Source organism: Variovorax sp. Soil_C_17 (assembly GCF_057657265.1).
The window spans coordinates 137898-154695 of record NZ_JBDGIT010000009.1; the positions used below are offsets into that span (position 1 = coordinate 137898).

At 64.0% G+C, this 16798-nt stretch carries 19 protein-coding genes and 2 pseudogenes; 13 read left to right on the forward strand and 8 right to left on the reverse strand.

What is annotated here, in order from left to right; translation table 11 throughout:
• Positions 1-23 precede the first annotated feature (23 nt).
• The 8 genes from AC3A6Y_RS29180 to AC3A6Y_RS29215 all read left to right on the forward strand — a co-directional run bounded on the left by AC3A6Y_RS29180 (position 24) and on the right by AC3A6Y_RS29215 (position 7298).
• The gene (locus tag AC3A6Y_RS29180; RefSeq protein WP_487871706.1) at positions 24-1067 is read left to right on the forward strand and encodes a 2,5-dihydroxypyridine 5,6-dioxygenase NicX family protein; all 1044 of its coding nucleotides are present in this window, start codon (positions 24-26) and stop codon (positions 1065-1067) included.
• Positions 1064-1705: an isochorismatase family protein gene (locus tag AC3A6Y_RS29185; protein WP_487871707.1), complete on the forward strand. Its 642-nt coding sequence runs from the start codon at positions 1064-1066 to the stop codon at positions 1703-1705. The genes AC3A6Y_RS29180 and AC3A6Y_RS29185 overlap by 4 nt, the downstream gene beginning before the upstream one ends.
• 86 nt (positions 1706-1791) lie before the next feature.
• Positions 1792-2970 carry an ABC transporter substrate-binding protein gene (locus tag AC3A6Y_RS29190; RefSeq protein ID WP_487871708.1) on the forward strand — a complete coding sequence of 393 codons (1179 nt, stop codon included), beginning with the start codon at positions 1792-1794 and terminating at the stop codon, positions 2968-2970.
• A gap of 15 nt (positions 2971-2985) precedes the next feature.
• Positions 2986-3855: a branched-chain amino acid ABC transporter permease gene (locus AC3A6Y_RS29195; RefSeq protein ID WP_487871709.1), complete on the forward strand. Its 870-nt coding sequence runs from the start codon at positions 2986-2988 to the stop codon at positions 3853-3855.
• Between the two features lie 53 nt (positions 3856-3908).
• A complete protein-coding gene (locus tag AC3A6Y_RS29200; RefSeq protein ID WP_487871710.1) occupies positions 3909-4865 on the forward strand; it encodes a branched-chain amino acid ABC transporter permease in 957 nt (318 codons plus the stop codon).
• Positions 4862-5614: an ABC transporter ATP-binding protein gene (locus AC3A6Y_RS29205; protein ID WP_487871711.1), complete on the forward strand. Its 753-nt coding sequence runs from the start codon at positions 4862-4864 to the stop codon at positions 5612-5614. The genes AC3A6Y_RS29200 and AC3A6Y_RS29205 overlap by 4 nt, the downstream gene beginning before the upstream one ends.
• Entirely contained in the window at positions 5607-6329 is a 723-nt protein-coding gene (locus tag AC3A6Y_RS29210; RefSeq protein ID WP_487871712.1) for an ABC transporter ATP-binding protein, read from the forward strand. The genes AC3A6Y_RS29205 and AC3A6Y_RS29210 overlap by 8 nt, the downstream gene beginning before the upstream one ends.
• Positions 6330-6425: 96 nt before the next feature.
• Complete coding sequence (locus AC3A6Y_RS29215) at positions 6426-7298, forward strand: LysR substrate-binding domain-containing protein (RefSeq protein WP_487871713.1); 873 nt, start codon at positions 6426-6428, stop codon at positions 7296-7298.
• 78 nt (positions 7299-7376) lie between these two features.
• Here AC3A6Y_RS29215 and AC3A6Y_RS29220 read toward each other — a convergent pair whose 3' ends face one another.
• From AC3A6Y_RS29220 to AC3A6Y_RS29245, 6 genes are all read right to left on the reverse strand, one after another.
• The gene (locus tag AC3A6Y_RS29220; protein WP_487871731.1) at positions 7377-7775 is read right to left on the reverse strand and encodes a tripartite tricarboxylate transporter substrate-binding protein; all 399 of its coding nucleotides are present in this window, start codon (positions 7773-7775) and stop codon (positions 7377-7379) included.
• 65 nt (positions 7776-7840) lie between these two features.
• Positions 7841-8617 (reverse strand): enoyl-CoA hydratase/isomerase family protein, encoded by a 777-nt coding sequence (locus AC3A6Y_RS29225; RefSeq protein ID WP_487871732.1) that lies wholly within the window; start codon positions 8615-8617, stop codon positions 7841-7843.
• Between the two features lie 7 nt (positions 8618-8624).
• On the reverse strand, positions 8625-9791 hold the full coding sequence (locus tag AC3A6Y_RS29230) for a CaiB/BaiF CoA transferase family protein (RefSeq protein WP_487871714.1): 1167 nt from the start codon (positions 9789-9791) through the stop codon (positions 8625-8627).
• Between the two features lie 70 nt (positions 9792-9861).
• The gene (locus tag AC3A6Y_RS29235) at positions 9862-10641 is read right to left on the reverse strand and encodes an SDR family NAD(P)-dependent oxidoreductase (RefSeq protein WP_487871715.1); all 780 of its coding nucleotides are present in this window, start codon (positions 10639-10641) and stop codon (positions 9862-9864) included.
• A gap of 11 nt (positions 10642-10652) precedes the next feature.
• Positions 10653-11789, reverse strand: coding sequence for a thiolase family protein (locus AC3A6Y_RS29240; protein ID WP_487871716.1), 1137 nt, complete (start codon positions 11787-11789; stop codon positions 10653-10655).
• Between the two features lie 6 nt (positions 11790-11795).
• Positions 11796-12152, reverse strand: a complete 357-nt coding sequence (locus tag AC3A6Y_RS29245) for a Zn-ribbon domain-containing OB-fold protein (protein ID WP_487871717.1) — start codon at positions 12150-12152, stop codon at positions 11796-11798.
• 186 nt (positions 12153-12338) lie between these two features.
• Here AC3A6Y_RS29245 and AC3A6Y_RS29250 point away from each other — a divergent pair, with 186 nt between their 5' ends.
• The gene (locus tag AC3A6Y_RS29250) at positions 12339-13535 is read left to right on the forward strand and encodes a PrpF domain-containing protein (RefSeq protein ID WP_487871718.1); all 1197 of its coding nucleotides are present in this window, start codon (positions 12339-12341) and stop codon (positions 13533-13535) included.
• Complete coding sequence (locus AC3A6Y_RS29255) at positions 13532-14311, forward strand: SDR family oxidoreductase (RefSeq protein ID WP_487871719.1); 780 nt, start codon at positions 13532-13534, stop codon at positions 14309-14311. Before AC3A6Y_RS29250 ends, AC3A6Y_RS29255 begins: the two co-directional genes overlap by 4 nt.
• A 59-nt stretch (positions 14312-14370) precedes the next feature.
• Here AC3A6Y_RS29255 and AC3A6Y_RS29260 read toward each other — a convergent pair whose 3' ends face one another.
• Both AC3A6Y_RS29260 and AC3A6Y_RS29265 read right to left on the reverse strand, forming a co-directional pair.
• Positions 14371-14571, reverse strand: coding sequence for a helix-turn-helix domain-containing protein (locus tag AC3A6Y_RS29260; RefSeq protein WP_487871720.1), 201 nt, complete (start codon positions 14569-14571; stop codon positions 14371-14373).
• Positions 14572-14659: 88 nt separating this feature from the next.
• Positions 14660-15258 (reverse strand): annotated as a pseudogene (locus AC3A6Y_RS29265) (helix-turn-helix domain-containing protein); the annotation flags it as partial.
• Between AC3A6Y_RS29265 and AC3A6Y_RS29270 the strand changes: the two are divergent.
• The 3 genes and pseudogenes from AC3A6Y_RS29270 to AC3A6Y_RS29280 all read left to right on the forward strand — a co-directional run.
• Entirely contained in the window at positions 15206-15358 is a 153-nt protein-coding gene (locus AC3A6Y_RS29270; RefSeq protein WP_487871735.1) for a hypothetical protein, read from the forward strand. The pseudogene AC3A6Y_RS29265 and the gene AC3A6Y_RS29270 overlap by 53 nt on opposite strands.
• A 149-nt stretch (positions 15359-15507) precedes the next feature.
• On the forward strand, positions 15508-16137 hold the full coding sequence (locus AC3A6Y_RS29275; protein ID WP_487871721.1) for a plasmid pRiA4b ORF-3 family protein: 630 nt from the start codon (positions 15508-15510) through the stop codon (positions 16135-16137).
• 86 nt (positions 16138-16223) lie between these two features.
• Positions 16224-16798 (forward strand): annotated as a pseudogene (locus tag AC3A6Y_RS29280) (hypothetical protein); the annotation flags it as partial.

Sequence of the window (16798 nt, forward strand, 5' to 3'; positions counted from 1 at the left end):
CGTTTCACACCAAAGGACGAAAAATGCCAGTCAGCGATTATCAGATGGTCAAGGCCTGGGACGAGGTTCTGAAGCTCAGCAAGGTGGAGCGCGGGCAGAAGGTGACGATCCTCTGCGGCCCCCATACGCATCCGCAGACGCTGCAGACCGCAACGATTGCAGCCCAGGCCGCCGGCGCTGTCGTGACCAGAATCGAACTGCAGCCCATCAACGCGGAGAAAGCGCCCAGCCGCGACCTGATGAACTACCTGGGCGAAACGCCTCTCACCAACAACCCTGTCGCCCTCGCGGCCATGAAGAACAGCGACCTCGTCCTGGACTTGATGTTGCTGCTGTTCTCGCCCGAACAGATGGAGATCCTCGAGTCCGGAACGAAGATTCTCCTGGCGGTGGAGCCGCCCGAGGTACTGGTGCGGGCAGTGCCGACCGAGGCCGATCGCCAACGGGTCCTGGACGCTTCGAAGCTGCTCAAGGCAGCCAGGAAGATGCATGTGACGTCGCCGGCTGGCACGGACGTGACTTTTCAGCTCGGCGAATTCCCGACCATCTCTGAGTACGGCTTCTGCGAAGAACCCGGGCGCTGGGACCACTGGCCGAGCGGCTTCCTCTTTACCTTCGCCAACGAGGGCGGCAGCGATGGCACCATCGTGATCGATCGCGGCGACATCCTGCTGCCGCAGAAGAACTATGTCTCTGACAGGATCGCGTTGAATCTGCGCGAAGGCTTCGTGCGCAGCATCGAAGGCGACATTGACGCCGCCCTGCTGCGCGAGTTCATGGAGGCCTACAAAGACCCCGAGGCCTACGCCATCGCGCACATCGGATGGGGCATGCAGCCACGCTGCTATTGGCACACGCTGTCGCTGGTGGACCGCGAAGCGACGTCCGGACAGGATGCGCGTGCGTTCGAAGGCAATTTCCTGTTTTCTCTCGGGCCGAACAACGAGGCCGGCGGCCCTCGCACAACGCCTTGCCATCTCGACATTCCGTTGCGCAACTGCACGGTGAAGCTCGACGACATCGTCGTGGTTCGCGATGGCAAGGTCATTGACGAGGCTTTTCAATGAACACCGATCCGGGCATCTACCAGAAGCAGGGCTTTGGCAATGCGGTCGCGCCCAAGGCGCCGTACGGCCTCCTGATCATCGACTTCGTCAATGGTTTCGCTGATCCGCTCACATTCGGCGGCGGCAACATCGATCCGGCCATTGAATGCACGCGCGGCCTTCTGGCTGCCGCACGAATGCGCAAATGGCCGATTGCGCACACGCGCGTCGTCTACCAGGACGATGGTGCCGACGCCAATATCTTCGCGCTCAAGGTGCCGCCCATCCTTGCCCTGCGCGAGGACGCACCGCAAAGCCAGATTGTCCCGCAGCTTCAGCCCGACAGCGGCGAACTGGTGCTGCGCAAGATCCATCCTTCGGCCTTCCTCGGCACTTCGCTGGCGGGCTGGCTGTCTCAGCGCGGCGTGCAGACCTTGCTGGTTGCCGGATGTACGACCAGCGGGTGCGTTCGGGCGAGCGTGGTCGATGCCATGTGCCACGGCTTCCGTCCCCTCGTGGTCACGGACTGTGTGGGCGACCGATCGCTGCAGGCGCACGAAGCGAATCTGTTCGACATGAACCAGAAGTACGCGACCTTGATGCCCCGCGATCTCGCCCTGCAGGCGACCGCCGGGCAGCAATCCGGCGTCTCGGCCTGAAGCCATCCATTCACCCACCCGTTCCGCCGTTTCGTCAAAGCTCCGGCGCATACCGTGCCAGCGACCCCCACTAACTGGAGAAGCAGATGACCACAAAATTCGTTGCCGCACTCGCGGTCTCACTCGCGACGCTCGCGTTCCAAAGCCGCGCCGACGTCATCAAGGTTGGTGTGATTGCGCCAATGTCCGGGCCGTTTTCTGCGGTAGGCCAGACCTGGGAGGGTGCGACCAAGGCCTACCAGAAGCTCAACGGCACCACCTCGGGCGGACACACGATCGAAGTGATCTACCGCGATCTACCGGACATCAACCCCGCGCAGGCCAAGGCACTGGCGCAGGAGCTTGTCATCAAGGAAGGCGCCCAGTACATCGCAGGCCTCTATTTCACGCCCGACACATTGGCCGTCGCAGCGCTGGCGCAAGAGGCGAAGGTCCCCGTCGTGATCTTCAACGCATCGACGTCGTCGCTCCTCGAGAAGTCAGACTACCTGCTTCGAACCTCGTACACCTTGCCGCAGATGGCTGTGCCCGTGGCCAAGTACGCGCTGGAGAAGAACGTCAGGAATGTCGTGACGCTGGTCAGTGACTTCGGCCCCGGCCTCGATGCCGAAAAGGCGTTTACCACCGCATTCGTCAGCGGCGGCGGCAAGCTGCTCGAAGCGATCCGGGCGCCGCTGAAGACGACGGATTTCGGCCCGCTGATGCAGCGAGTGAAGACGCTCAAGCCCGATGCCCTCTACGTCTTCGGCCCCGGCGGTCCCGCCACCTATGCCATGGTCAAGGCCTACAACGAGGCGGGTTTGAGGGCTGCAGGCGTGCGCTTTCTGGGCACGGGCGAGACGGATGAAGATCAACTGCGCGCGATCGGCCCCGATTTGATGGGGATCGAGACCGGCATGTTCTATTCGGCATCGCACAGCTCGCCTTTGAACAATGCCGTCCTCAAGGCCCTGGGCGAGGTGGCACCGAAGGCCATCCCGACCGTTCAGCTCGCCAACGCGTTCGACGGTCTGCATGTGATCTACCACATGGTCAAGGCGACGGGCGGAAAGCGCGACGGTGCCAAGGCCCTCGCGGCCGCCAAGGGCTTCTCCTGGGAAAGCCCGCGTGGCCCGGTGAGGATCGACCCGGTCTCCCGTGAGTTCGTGCAGAACGTCTACATGCGAGTGGTCGAGAAGGACTCGTCCGGGCGATTCGTCAATCGGGAATTCCGGACCTACGAGATGCAGCCCGACTACGGACGCGTTCAGGGCGCGTCCAAGTAGCGCGGAGCCCGCAGCATGTCATTTGCGCTTCTTGGCAGCATCCTGGTTGACGGGATCGCATACGCCATGATCCTTTTCATGATCACCGTGGGTCTGTCGATGACCATGGGTCTGATGCGGGTCGTGAATCTGGCCCATGGTGCCTTCGCAATGCTCGGCGGGTATCTCGCGGCCAGCATTCCGCAGCGCCTGGGCGTGCCCATAGGGATGGCCTTCGTGCTGGCGATCGCCATGGTGGCGCTGGTGGCGGTGCTCTTCGAGCGCATCCTGCTGCGCCACTTTTACCGGCGCGACGATCTCGACCAGATGCTGGTGACCATCGGACTGATGTTTGTCGCGACGGCCGCGGTCAACCTGATGTTCGGATCCTCGGTGACGTCCGTCGCACTGCCCGAGGCATTCAGCGGCTCCGCGGACCTGGGTTTCCGGTCCATACCCCGGCACAGGATTATCGTCGTCGCGTGCGGGCTCATGGTCGTCGCCGTTCTCTGGTTGACCGTGGACCGGTCATCCTTTGGCATTCGGGTGCGCGCCGCAGTGGACAACCCGCCTATCGCCCGGGCCATCGGCATCGACACGACGAAGATCTATGCAGCCACCTTTGCGATCGGTGCGGCACTCGCGGCGCTGGGCGGCATCGCCGGTGCAGAGATGCTGCCAATGGAGCCAACCTACGCCTCCAAGTACCTGGTGATCCTCCTGGCCGTGGTTGCCGTGGGTGGAAACGGAAATCTGTTCGGCTCATTCTTCGCAGCGCTGCTGCTTGGCATCGTGGAGACCTCGATGAAGTACATGGTTCCGCAGCTCGCATCAGCTGCGTTTTTCCTGACGATGATCATTGTCTTGCTGGTCCGGCCTCAAGGGCTGTTCGGGAGGCAGGCGTGAGCGCGGTAACTGCGCCCATGGCGCCGGCTGCACCATCTCGCGTTCGCCCGTGGATGCAGTTGCGTGTCGAAATCGTACTGACGCTCGCGGGATTGCTGGCCTTTGTGCTGTTCCCACAGGACCTCGGGCTGCTGACCAACATGGCGACGATGTCTATCTTTGCACTGTCGCTGAGTCTCGTGCTCGGCCAGGCGGGCATAGCAACCCTGGGCCAGGCTGCGCTGTACGGCACCGGTGCTTACGTCGCGGGCTGGACTGCGCTGTTTCTGACGGCCGATCCGATCATCGGTCTGCTGCTCGGCGCACTGGGCGGCGGCGTGATCGCGCTGCTCAGCGGCGCCGTGATGCTGCGCTCAACCAAACTCACGCTGGTCATGCTCACCATCGCCGTGGCCCAGTTGCTGCTTGAGCTCGCCAACTGGGCCAGATGGCTCACCGGCGGCGACGATGGACTCGCCGGCTTCAGCATCGCCCCTCTGTTCGGCATCTGGGAGTTCAACTTCCTGGGCCACACCGGCTATTTCTATGCGCTGGGCGCGCTGGTGCTGGTGTACTTCCTCGTGCGCAACCTGGTGGAATCGCCCTTCGGCCTGACGGCCAAGGCGATTCGGCAGGACCCCGGCCGCGTCCGAGCGCTGGGGGGGCGTGTGTACCTGCACTTGCTGGCTGTCTACACCGTCGGCGGCATCGTGGCGGGGCTGGCAGGTGCGTTGACAGCACAGACCAGCAAAGTGGCCAATCTCTTCATGCTCGACTTCACGACCTCCGCGGGTGTCGTGGTCATGATCGTTCTGGGCGGCACGCGCCGCCTGGCAGGCGCCGTGCTCGGCACCGTCGCGTACATGACCATCCACCACATCGCATCGACAATGAACCCGTATCACTGGCTGTTCGTCATCGGCTCGATGCTGATCGTCGTGCTGATCGTTCTGCCTGAAGGCCTTATCGGCCTTCTTGACCGGGCCGTGGCATACGTCAAGCGGCTCGGCGGCAGCGGGAGAGCTCGATGACACCGCGACTGCAAACCCACAACCTCTGCCACTCCTTTGGCGGCCTGGCCGTCACGCAGAACGTCACGCTGTCCCTCCCGCAGGGCGCCCGCACGGCACTGATCGGGCCGAACGGCGCCGGCAAGACGACGTTGGTCAACCTGCTGAGCGGAGCGATGCGCCCGCAATCCGGTGACATTGAGCTGGATGGCCGGTCGATCGTCCAACTGCCGCAGTACGCACGCGTGCGCAGCGGCATCGTTCGCACGTTCCAGATCAGCCGCCTGTTCAAGGACCTGACCGTGGCGGACAACATCAAGGTCGCGGTGCTGCAACGGCTGCGAGCCTCTATGCAGTGGTGGCCCTCGCCAATGCGTTCCGCGCGCGTTCACGACGAGGTCCACGAGACGCTCGGCATGCTGGGCTTGCACCCTTACGCAAGTCGGGTGGTGGGGCAACTGGCGCTCGGCGAGCAGCGGCTTGCAGAGATCGCCCTGGCGCTCGCGATGAAACCACAGGTGCTGCTGCTGGACGAGCCTGGCGCGGGTGTGCCTCAAGGGGAAGGGGGCCGCATCATGGGCGCCATCGAGAGCCTGCCGAAGGAACTGTCCGTCCTGCTCATCGAGCACGACATGGACCTCGTGTTCCGGTTCGCCTCGCACATCGTTGTCCTGGTTGCAGGCGCGGTCATGGTCGAGGGCTCGCCGCAGGAAGTCGCCGCCAACGAACAAGTCAAACAGATCTATTTCGGACGAGACGGTCATGCCTAAGCCCCCCATTGAACTTCGGTTCGACGACGTCACGACGGGCTATGGCGGCGTGCCGGTCGTCGAGCATCTCAGTTTCTGCGTGCGCGAAGGCGAGCGCCTGGGGCTGATCGGGCGCAACGGCGCCGGCAAGACAACCACGCTGGCGACGGCGATGGGCCTGGCCGATCGGATGAAGGGACGCATTCACTTCGGCGGCAGCGACATCACCGACGCCAGCACCTATGCACGCGCACGGGCCGGCCTCGGCTATGTGCCGCAGAGCCGCGATATCTTCCCCTCGCTCACGGTGGAGGAGAACCTGTTGTCGGGCCTGCAGGGGCGCTCGGCCGGCATGGCACTGCCACCCATCTATGCACTCTTTCCAAGGCTCAGGGAGCGGCGGCGCAACGGCGGGACGCAATTGTCGGGTGGCGAGCAGCAGATGCTGTCCGTGGCGCGGGCGCTCGTCGGACAGCCGCGCATCCTGCTGCTCGACGAGCCGCTGGAGGGCCTGGCCCCGATGGTGCGCGAGGAGCTGATGGATGCCATCGTTCGAATGAGCAACCAGCTAGGTGTCGGCTGTGTTCTCGTAGAGCAGCACGTGGACGTCGTTCTCGAGTTTTCCACGAACGTCATCGTGCTGGAGCGAGGCATCGTCGCGTACGGCGGCTCAGCCGCGGCGCTGCGTGATGAAGAAGAACTTCTGAACCGGACGATCGGGATTCAGAAATGCTGAGGCTGATCTGTGCTTCGCAACCGCGGCCGCATGTGATGCCTGTGATTGGGGCCTGCCCCTGCAGCAAGCGCTGAGTTCTTCGCAGATTCGAACTTCATGCAGAACCTTCGCGCACTCCTGAGCCCGCTGCGAGTGTTCGATGCGGTGTATCGGGCCAGGGGGGTCTCGCGAGCCGCTCAGTTGCTTCACGTAACTCCTGGTGCCGTAAGCCAGCAGATCAAGCTGCTCGAAGTTGGGCTTGGCGTACAGCTGTTCAAGAAGTCCGGGCGCGAGATCGAACTCACGGCGGTGGGCGAACGGCTCGCGCACCGCGTCTCGGATGCTTTCGATCGCCTGCACGACGCGCTGGGCGATCTTGCCGACAGCCAGAGGGATAAGCGGCTTCGTCTCAAACTGACCCCCAGCTTGGCCATCCGCTGGCTTGTGCCCCGCCTTCAGGACTTCCATGCGCGTCATCCCGACATTGCGCTGGAGATTGCCACGATTGCATTGGCAGACGACGTGAGGCTTGAGTGTGCCGATTGCGCGATTCGCCACGGCATGGGTGAATGGGCCGATGTCGAACTGGATCACCTCTTCGACGACGAGCTTGTCCCGGTCTGCGCGCCCAGCCTCGCTCGCGGATTGAACGCGCCTCAGGATCTGCTGCAAGCCAACCTGCTGCACTCCATGCTGCGGCCGCAAGCTTGGCCGCTATGGTTCGGTTCCGCCGGATTGGCGCATCCCCCGTGCCCGCGGGGAATGACGTTGGCGAATGCTGCATTGTGCTACCAGGCTGCAGCGGATGGCCTGGGCGTCGCAATGGCCCAGCGCGCTTACGTGGAGGATGATCTGCGCACCGGACGCCTGGTCGTCGCCGTGGACCACATCGCCAGCACAGAGCTCGGCTACTACCTCGTCTGCGATCCCTTGAAAGCGACCCTGGCCCCTGTTCGGCTGTTTCGAGACTGGATCCGTTCGGTTCGCTAGGCGCGCCGCGAAGTCGCCGCATCCTCTCTTGTGCAACGATATTCGGGTCGAGGTCACGGCGAGTAGCCCACCGACGCCCTAGTCGGCCTTGAATCCCGACGCTTTGACCACCGGCCTCCAGAAGCCGCGCAGCTCGCTGAACTTGGCGCGCGCTTCAGCGGGCGAGCTCCCCGTGTTCACGAAGCCGAGCATGCGAATCTTTCTCGCAAACTGCAGCCCCAGGAAGTGCGTCGGACCGCCCGATGCTGCATGGCCGAAGTTGGCGTTTTCGGGGCGTGCACGCACCCATTGGGCGTATTCATTGAAGCTTCTGATGGGCGAGGATGCGGGCACAGCCAGCGCCATCGGAAACTCGACCACGGTCGACACCGGGAAGATGTCCCGCTCCGGGTCATAGTTGAGCTTGTTGAAGACGAATGGACGGCTGGCTTGCTGCCCTGTGGCCGGCGATGCACTGACGGACGCGGCAACTGCCAGTGCGAGCGAGAGGGCGTACGCCTAGGCGGTACGTGGCTTTTTCACGAGATGCTCCAGCAGGAATGTCAACGGCCGCGAAAGATCGGGGCGCGCTTCTCGGCGAAGGCACGGCGCCCCTCCAGCCGATCCTCGCTGTCCCTGAGCAACCCGAAGGCTTGGCGTTCAAGCGCCAGCCCGGCAGCCAGCGGCAGCTCCCGACCGGTCATTGCCAGGCGCTTGGCCGCAGTCATTGCCAGCGGGGCATTGACCGCCATCGCGCGTGCGAGGTGAATGGCTGTTTCGTGCAACTCGGAGAAAGGAACCACCTTGCTGACCAACCCGATCCGCAGTGCTTCGCTGGCATCGATGCGCTCGCCTGTCAGCAGCATCCACATCGCATCGGACTGCCCTACGGCGCGGATCAGGCGCTGCGTGCCGCCCGCGCCCGGAATGCTGCCGACCCGCACCTCCGGCAGGCCGAACTGGGCGTTCTCCGAACAGATGCGGATGTCAGCCAGCAAGGCCAGCTCCAGTCCGCCGCCGAGGGCATAGCCGTTGATCGCGGCGACGACGGGCTTGTCGGTCTGCAGCGTGCCGAGATTGAAATGCCTGCTGCCGCCGCAAAAGACCTGCCGCGCTGCGCTGTCGGCGGGCGGCATTGTCTTCTTGAGGTCTGCGCCTGTGCAGAAAGCGCGTTCGCCCGCACCCGTGAGGACGAGCACGCGGATGTCGTCGTTGTTCGAGACCTCGTCCCAGATTTCGAGCAACTGCTCGTTGGACTCCGGGTCGATGGAGTTCATGGCTTCGGGCCGATTCAGGGTGACGATGGCGATGCCATCCTGGACTGTAAAGACGATGGGCATGATTCTTTCAGCTCTGAGGAGTGCTGGCGGCAATCACCAAATCGATGGCGCCGGATGACATGCCGAGTTCGGCCAGCACCTCGCGGGTGTGCTGCCCGAGCGTGGGGGCGACCCGCCGCGCCCGAGGCCGCTCGCCAACCTCGCCGATCACGCTGCGCGGCAGCGTCACCATCCCGGCGACCGGGTGCTGCAGGCTCTCTGCGAGCGCCGCTTCGGCGAAGGGGGCGGACTGCGCCACCTCGGCATAGTTGTTGATCGGGCCACAGATGATGTCCACGGCTGTGAACTTCTCCAGCCAGAAGGCGCGTGGATGGGCGACCATGCGCGCTTCAAGCAAGCGCAGCAGCATCTCGCGGTGCTGCAGTCGGCTCCTGTTTTCGGAAAAGCGCGGATCGGACGCCAGCTCCGGTGCACCGATGGCGGCGCACAGGGCCAGCCACCGTGCGGGGTGATAGGCCGCGACCATGATCCATCCATCGGCGCAGCGCAAGGCCTCGTTCGGCGTCGAATACGGCGCGGCGTTTCCTTGCGGCCCGGGCACGTGGCCATCGGCGAAGTAGGAAGCAAAGCTCACGTGCTGCAGTGCGATGGCACTGGCGAACATGCTGGCTTCGACGTGCTGTCCCAGGCCGGTGCGCTGCCGGTCCGCGACGGCGGCCAGAATCGAGATGGTTGCCAGCGACCCCGTGATCAGGTCGACGACCGGCACCGGGACCTTGCACGGCTCTCCGTCGCGCGCACCGGTCACGCTCATCAGGCCGCTTACGGCTTGCAGCACACCGTCCACCCCGGGCAGGTCTTTGCTGGCGCCGTGCTGCCCGTACGCCGAAACCGAACAGTAGATGAGCCGAGGGTTGCCCGCAGACACCGTGGCGTAATCCAGCCCGAACCGCGCCATCACGCCCGGGCGGAAGCTCTCCACCAGAACATCGGCCTGCGCGATCAGTTCCAGCGCCGCCTGCCGGTGCGCCGGCTGCTTGAGATCAAGCACGATGCTGCGCTTGTTGCGATTGAGCGCCAGGAATGCAACGGCTTCGCCATGGACCCAGGGCGAGAGGGCCCGCGAGAGATCGCCCGCAGGCGCCTCGACCTTCACGACGTCGGCACCCAGATCGGCCATGCACAGGGTGCAGGTCGGCCCCGCCATCACCTGCGTGAAGTCGATCACCTTCAAACCGCTCAATGCATCGGCTAGCATGCGATCTTCAGACTTGTTGGATTGCTCATGGCGTCAGGCCGAGCCGCTATACCGACGGGCTGCCGAGACTGCGCCCGCCGCAGACGTACAGAAGCTGGCCGGTGACGTAGCTTGAGCCTGGTTCCGCGAAAAACCTGACGGCGCGGCCAATGTCCTGCGGCTGGCCAATTCGCTCCATCGGCACGGTCTTGTGAAGGCTCTGGCGCACCTCTTCGGTCAGCGTCTCGAACAGCGGCGTCTCCACGATTCCGGGCGCGATGGCATTCACGGTGATGCCTTTGCGCGCGTATTCGAGCGCCAACGAGCGGGTCAGGCTCACCACGGCACCCTTGGAAGCGGAGTAGGCCGCCTGGCCGCGATTGCCCAGCCAAGCGCGAGACCCGATGTTGATGATGCGTCCGAAGCGGTTCTCCGCCATTTGCGCCAAAACCGCCTTGGAGCAGATGAACTGGGAATGGAGGTTGATCTCGATCACGCGGCTCCAGAACGCGAGATCCATCTTGGAGACCAGCTTGTCGCCGCCAATGCCCGCGTTGTTGACCAGGATGTCGATGCGCGCGTGAGATGCCAGAAGCTGGGCTGCCGTCGCCTCCACCTGTTCCACGGAGCTGACGTCGACCTTGAAGGTCTTCACGTCGACTCCTTCGCTCGACAGGGCCCCATCGGCCTCCCGCAGCGCAGCGTCGTCGAAGTCCCATAGCGCTATGCGGCAGCCCGCCTGGGCGAGCTCGCGGGCAATGCCAAAGCCGATGCCCTTGGCGCCACCGGTCACGACGGCGACGAGGCCTTGCAGCGAGGTGGGAGCGGGTGTGTTTGTCTGGTTCATGCGCGCCGCCGTCAGAGCGAAAGAATGTTGATCGAGCAGGCGGCGTGGTCCACGCCCCAGATACCGCCACCCGTGACCTGCGTGAGGCCGATGCGCGCACCCTGCACCTGCCGTGCGCCGGCACGGCCTTGCAGTTGTTCGCAGACCTCCACGACCTGCGCGACGCCGGTCGCACCCGGCGGGTGCCCCTTGGCGATCAGTCCGCCGCTGGGGTTGACCGGCACGCGCCCACCCAGGGCGGTCGCGCCGCTTCGCAGCAGGCTTGCCGCATCGCCACGATTGCAAAGACCGAGAGCCTCGTAGTAGAGCAGCTCGGAAATGGTGAACGCGTCGTGCACTTCCAGCAGACTCAGGTCCTGCGGGCCGATGCCGGCCTGCTCATACGCCAGCCTGGCGGCACGCGCCGTGATCTCCGCCTCGGTCATGTCGACCGGCGAGGTCTCGAACAAGCCTGACTGCACCACGGACGCCAGGACCCGAACGGGCTTTGCAACGCCGTTGGAGGGCTTGGTACTGAGCACCAAGGCCGCCGCCCCATCGACCACGGCGGGGCAGCACTGAAGCAGCGTGAGCGGCTCGGCCACAGGGCGGGACGCCAGGACCTCCTCGCGGGTCGCGAGCTTCGCAAACTTGGCGATGGGATTCAGAACCCCGTGCTTTCGATTCTTGACGGAGATGTCTGCCAGCGTCTCCAGCTTGATGCCATGGTCGTGCATGTATCGCTTGGCACGCATGGCATACAGGGCAGGCATGATCATGCCGCGCCTGTTGTTCCAATCTTTCTCGCTGAGCTGCAGCGGCCCGCCGCCGAGGCCGCTCAGGTGGTCCATGCCGAAGACCAGCACGGTGTCGTACTGGCCCACCTTGAGCGCCTGCAGCGCGAGATTCAGCGCAGTGGCGCCGCTGGAGCAGGCGTTGTCCACGTTGTAGACCGCCCCTCCGCCGACATGCAGTTCACGCAATGATCGCTGTCCGGGCAGCATGGCCCCGAGCGCGTTGCCGCAGTAGAACGCCTGCACCTCGGAGAGCTGCGTGCCGGCATCGGCCAGGGCATCGAGAATGGCGGCCTGAGCCATGGCCTCTTCGGTCAGTTCGGGAAAGCGGCCGAAGTCCGTGATACCGACCCCGGTGATCAATGGTTGCTTCATGACGCATCAAGCCTGGAAGGCATAGTCGGGCGTGCCGTCCGACAACGCGAAAGGCACCACCCGCAGCTGGCTCCCGATGGCAGGCGGCCGGGCACCGAACAGCAGCCGCCCGAACGCACGGACGCCAGGCTCGAAGTCAACCATTGCCAGGCCATAGGGCTGCTTCTCCTTTCCCGGGTGAACGATCGTGAAGCTGTAGAGAGATCCGTTGGGTCCGAGCTCGATGTCTTCGACCTTCTTGTCGCCGTGAACGAATTCGATCGGCGGGAACTGGGGGGGTTGCCCTGCCACGCGTGTGGCGACAAGCACCATGCCACCGGGGGTTTCACGGAATGGGGATTCCGTTCGCTTGATGATCTTCAAAGGTGTCTCCTGTTCGTGTGGGCTCGCCACAGCGACGCAAAGTATGGAGATCCAAGCCCCCGCGGTCATTGGATTTCTGCTGGGCATTCTTTAGCGGTTCTAAAGCATCAGAGGCACGCAGCCCAGCTAAAGAAAGGCCAGTGAATCTCAAAGGACAGCGCCCAGGTGGACATGCATACTGAACCGATGAAAGAACAAATTCGCATACCGGTCACTTTGATGCGCGGCGGCACAAGCAAAGCCGTTTTTCTCTCGCAGCAGGACGTGCCCACGGATCCGCAAGCGCGCCTTCAATTTCTTCTGGCTCTCTTCGGCAGCCCCGATGTGCGTCAGATCGATGGGCTTGGCGGCGCCGACATCCTGACGAGCAAGTGCGCCATCATCGGACCACCGTCGCGCCCGGATGCGGACATCGACTACACCTTCGTGCAGATCGGCATCGACCAGCCCACCGTGAGCTTCGAGATTGTCTGTGGCAACATTTCATCGGCCACCGGGGTTTATGCGTTGCAGGAGAAGCTGATCCCCGTGCAGGAGCCCGTCACCACCGTTCGGGTGCACAACACCAACACCGGGAAGATCCTCCGGATGGCCGTTCAATGCGCAGATGGCGAGCCGCGCGTGGAAGGCGACAGCGAAGTGGATGGAGTGCCTGGCACGGGCGCGGAGGTCGCATTGGATTACTCGGACACCAGCGGCTCCACAACCGGCAAGCTGTTGCCCACCGGGCAGACGCGCGACTGGGTTCACGTTTCGAAGCTCGGCCGTGAAATACCGGTCTCCGTGGTGGATGTCGGCACGGCGTGCGTGTTCATCCGCGCGGTGGATCTGGGCATCGCTGGCACGGAACTGCCCGGTCAGCTCAGCCCCCACATCTACGAGATGGCCGAGGAGGTGAGGCGCTGGGCTGTCGAACGCTGCAATCTCCCATCGTCAGGGACCCTGACGCCCTATCAGATCCTGGTCAGCGAAGCGCAGGCCTATCGGACCATCGCCGGCGACCGGATGGTCCAGTCGTCGGAGATCGACTTCGTTGCGCGGATGGTGCTCAACGGCGGGGCGATGCACAAGGCGTTTCCCGGTGGCGGATCGGTCTGCCTTTCCGTGGCGGCGCAGATTGCCGGGACGATTCCCGCCGAAGCGCGAGGCACGCACGCTGGACCGACGCGCATCCGCATCGGTCATCCGAGCGGGGTGCTCAAGATCTTTGCGAGTGTCGAGCACGCGAGCGGAAACGACTGGACGGTTCGCGAAGTGCATTTCACGCGCACGGCTCGGCGCTTGTTCGATGGAACGGCCTATGTGCGGCGCTCGCGCCTTGACGTGACCGGTGGAGGAGACATCATCTCCGCGCGCCCGACCACGGCGGCGGCATTGCCATGAACGCTTCGGATCTTTTCTCGCTGCGGGGCCGCACGGCGCTCATCACCGGCGGCTCACGAGGAATTGGCCGCATGATCGCCGAAGGGTTTCTGGCCCATGGTGCACGCGTTTACATCAGCGCGCGCAAAGCCGCGGCGTGCGATCTGGCGGCTCAGGAACTCGCAGACACTGGTCACTGCGTATCGCTGCCGCACGACGTGTCCACGGTCGCCGGCTGCCAGGCCTTGGCCGACGCCTATGGCAAGCATGAGCCCGCGTTGGATATTCTGGTCAACAACGCCGGCGCGGCCTGGGGAGAGGACTTCGATACCTTTCCGGAAAGCGGCTGGGACAAAGTGGTTGATCTGAATTTGAAGACGCCTTTCTTCCTCACGAAGGCGTTTTCCGAACCGCTGCGCGCTGCGGCCCGGGAGCGCGTGGGAAAGATCATCAACATCTCGTCCACCGACGGCATCGGACTCAATCCACAAGAGAACTATTCCTATGTCGCGAGCAAGGCGGGCTTGATTCACCTGACGCGGCGGATGGCGCTTCGTCTGGCGCAGGACAACATCGCAGTCAGTGCCATCGCACCTGGGGCGTTTCCGTCCGAGATGAACCGCAATGCCCGCGACCATGGGGAAGCGTTGTCCGGGCACATTCCCGCCAGGCGCATCGGCATGCCAGAAGACATGGCGGGCGCAGCCATATTCCTGGCCTCGCGCGCAGGTGACTACGTGATGGGTGCCACCCTGGTGGTTGATGGCGGTGTGACCCACGCCCGTGCCTACCGGTGAGGGCGTGAGGCGAAGCCTTACGCCAGTAGCCGGTCGTTGATAACAGGTCGCGGGAGGCTTTACCGGAGTCTTCCTGAACATAGCGGTGAAGGCGGGCGGCGACTCATAGCCCAATAGCCCAGGTGGTACGCGACCTGCTGGACGGTTGCGCGACCGGATCGCTCTCGAAGCGCCACCATCATGTGCAGCTGGCGTCGCCATCGTCCGAAGCTCAGGCCGGTCAACAATGTGCACAGCCGCTTCAGCGTCCGCTCGCGCATGCCAAACCGGTGGGTTCAATCCTTTTGGGTCTGACGATCAGAAGGGTCTCGGATCATTGCACGCGAGACCTTTCGCAGCCCCTGCGAATTCTTCACAGTGCGCAGTTGTGGCCCGGCGAACTGACAGACCTGCTGTGAAGAGGAGTCGATATTGTTCGCCGTCCAGTGTTTGGCTGGTGGCGGCGTCGATGAACACAAGCAACCCGCACGCCGATGCTCGATCTTCGAGCCAGGCGTGATCGCTGCCCCCGATCTGGATCAGCTCGCCCAGGCAGGCGCGACGGTTGCGCGGCTGATGAATCTTGGGCGCGTGGTATCCACAGGCCCGCAGACACCATCAACGCCCGCACAGTCTCCTTGCTGAGGACGACCCCCATGGCATTCCTGTAGCTTCTCGGCTGCCAGGGTCGGACCAAAGTCGGCATAGCGCTCGCGAATGATCGCGATGGCATGACCGGCAACGCCAGGAGCCAGTTGGCTATTGCTGGGACGCCCGCGCCTGCGTGAGACCAGGCCGGAAGGCCCTTCGTCCACGTAGCGGTCCATAGGGCGCTCGACCTGCCGTCGGCTTATGCCAAGCCGCTGCGCGGCCTGGCCAACCCGAAGCATCCGGTCGACCACCGCTTGGACCGTCTTGAGTCGGTCGGCCTCGCGCATCGTCATCGTCATCGTCATCGTCATCGTCATCGTCATCGTCATCGTGATCGTGATCGTGATCGTGATCGTGATCGTGATCGTGATCGTGATCGTCGCTGCAGCTGTCGCCATGGCCATGCCTCAGAACTGAAGTGAGGGCCGGCGGTGCCGACGCTGCCAGGCTATGTCAGTTTGTCGCAGTGCGGTGGCGCCCTTTCCCTGCCTTTTCCATTGGAGCTTTACGCCATGGAGTCCATCCATTTCTTGGGGGTGTGCAGCGCAGCAAAGTAAGCTTCGAGGATGGAAGCCGGGGCATCTTCTGGGCAGGAGGTCCTCCAACTGCGCGCCGTTCTGCGCGGCATCAGCCCGCTGATCTGGCGGCGCCTGCTGGTGCGTGGCGACACGAGCGTTGCCCGGCTTCATAAGATCCTGCAGGCCGCATTTGGCTGGCAGGACATGCACCTTCACCGCTTCGAGATTCGAGGGCGCGAGTACGGGGTGCATCAGGAGGGCGGGGTGGTCTTCGACACCGACGCACACAAAGCCCTGATCGGTCAACTGAAGCTGCGGCGTCTTGAGCGATTCACCTACGAATATGACTTCGGCGATTTGTGGGTGCACGACCTGCGCATCGAGGACACGTTGCCCCTGGATCCCAAAGGGGTGTACCCGGTGTGCATCGCAGGCCGGCGCGCGGCACCGCCAGAGGATTGCGGCGGGCCACATGCGTTCATGGCCACTCGGTTCGAGTACACCTTGATCGGCGAGAGCAGATCCCGGCACGAGCTGGACGATCTTCTCGACGAGGGGGTGGACGCCGAGGAATGGGCCATCCTGCGCCACTATCACCCCGACCGCTTCGATCGGCGCGCCGTCAATCGAAGGCTCGCCGCTTTGGCTACGCCATCTCCGGAAAGGTGGGCCCCATGAGAGTAAGTGTTCAGATTCGGTTCGAGGCAGCCAGATCGCGCCCAGTCACCGTGCCACTTCACACCATCGAATGCCGATGTGACCACGTGCAGGACGTCGGACTTGCCCTCGGGGACGCCAAGTCCATCCTCGGCCAGCTCCAGCAAGCGCTTGTCCAAGAGCAGTTGGATCACTATTTGTCCGACCGGAGGGCGTGTCCGCATTGCCAACAGCCTCGAGCGATCAAGGGCTACCACCCGCTGCGCTTCCGTACCGCCTTGGGGGATGTCGCCCTGCGCAGCCCTCGTTGGCACCGCGGTAAATGCGAGCAGTCCCGGGAGGCCACGTTTTGCCCGCTGAGCGAACTGCTGACGGTGCACACGTCGCCGGAACTGGCGTACCTGGAGGCCAAATGGGCGGCGCAAGTCTCCTTCGCGGCGGTCCGGGCGCTGTTGCAGGAGGTGCTGCCGATAGAACATGGATTGCATCAGGAGACCATCCGTCAGCACGTCCAAGCCACCGCCGAGCGACTCGAGGCGCAGCTCGGTCCGGAGCAGTTCGCTTACGACGGCGGCTCCCAGCGCGAGATCGAGGCCTCGCCGGAACCTGCCGCCCCGATCACGGTCGGGCTGGACGGAGGCTACATTCGGGGTCGCGAGCGCCTGCCCGGTGCCAACGGATG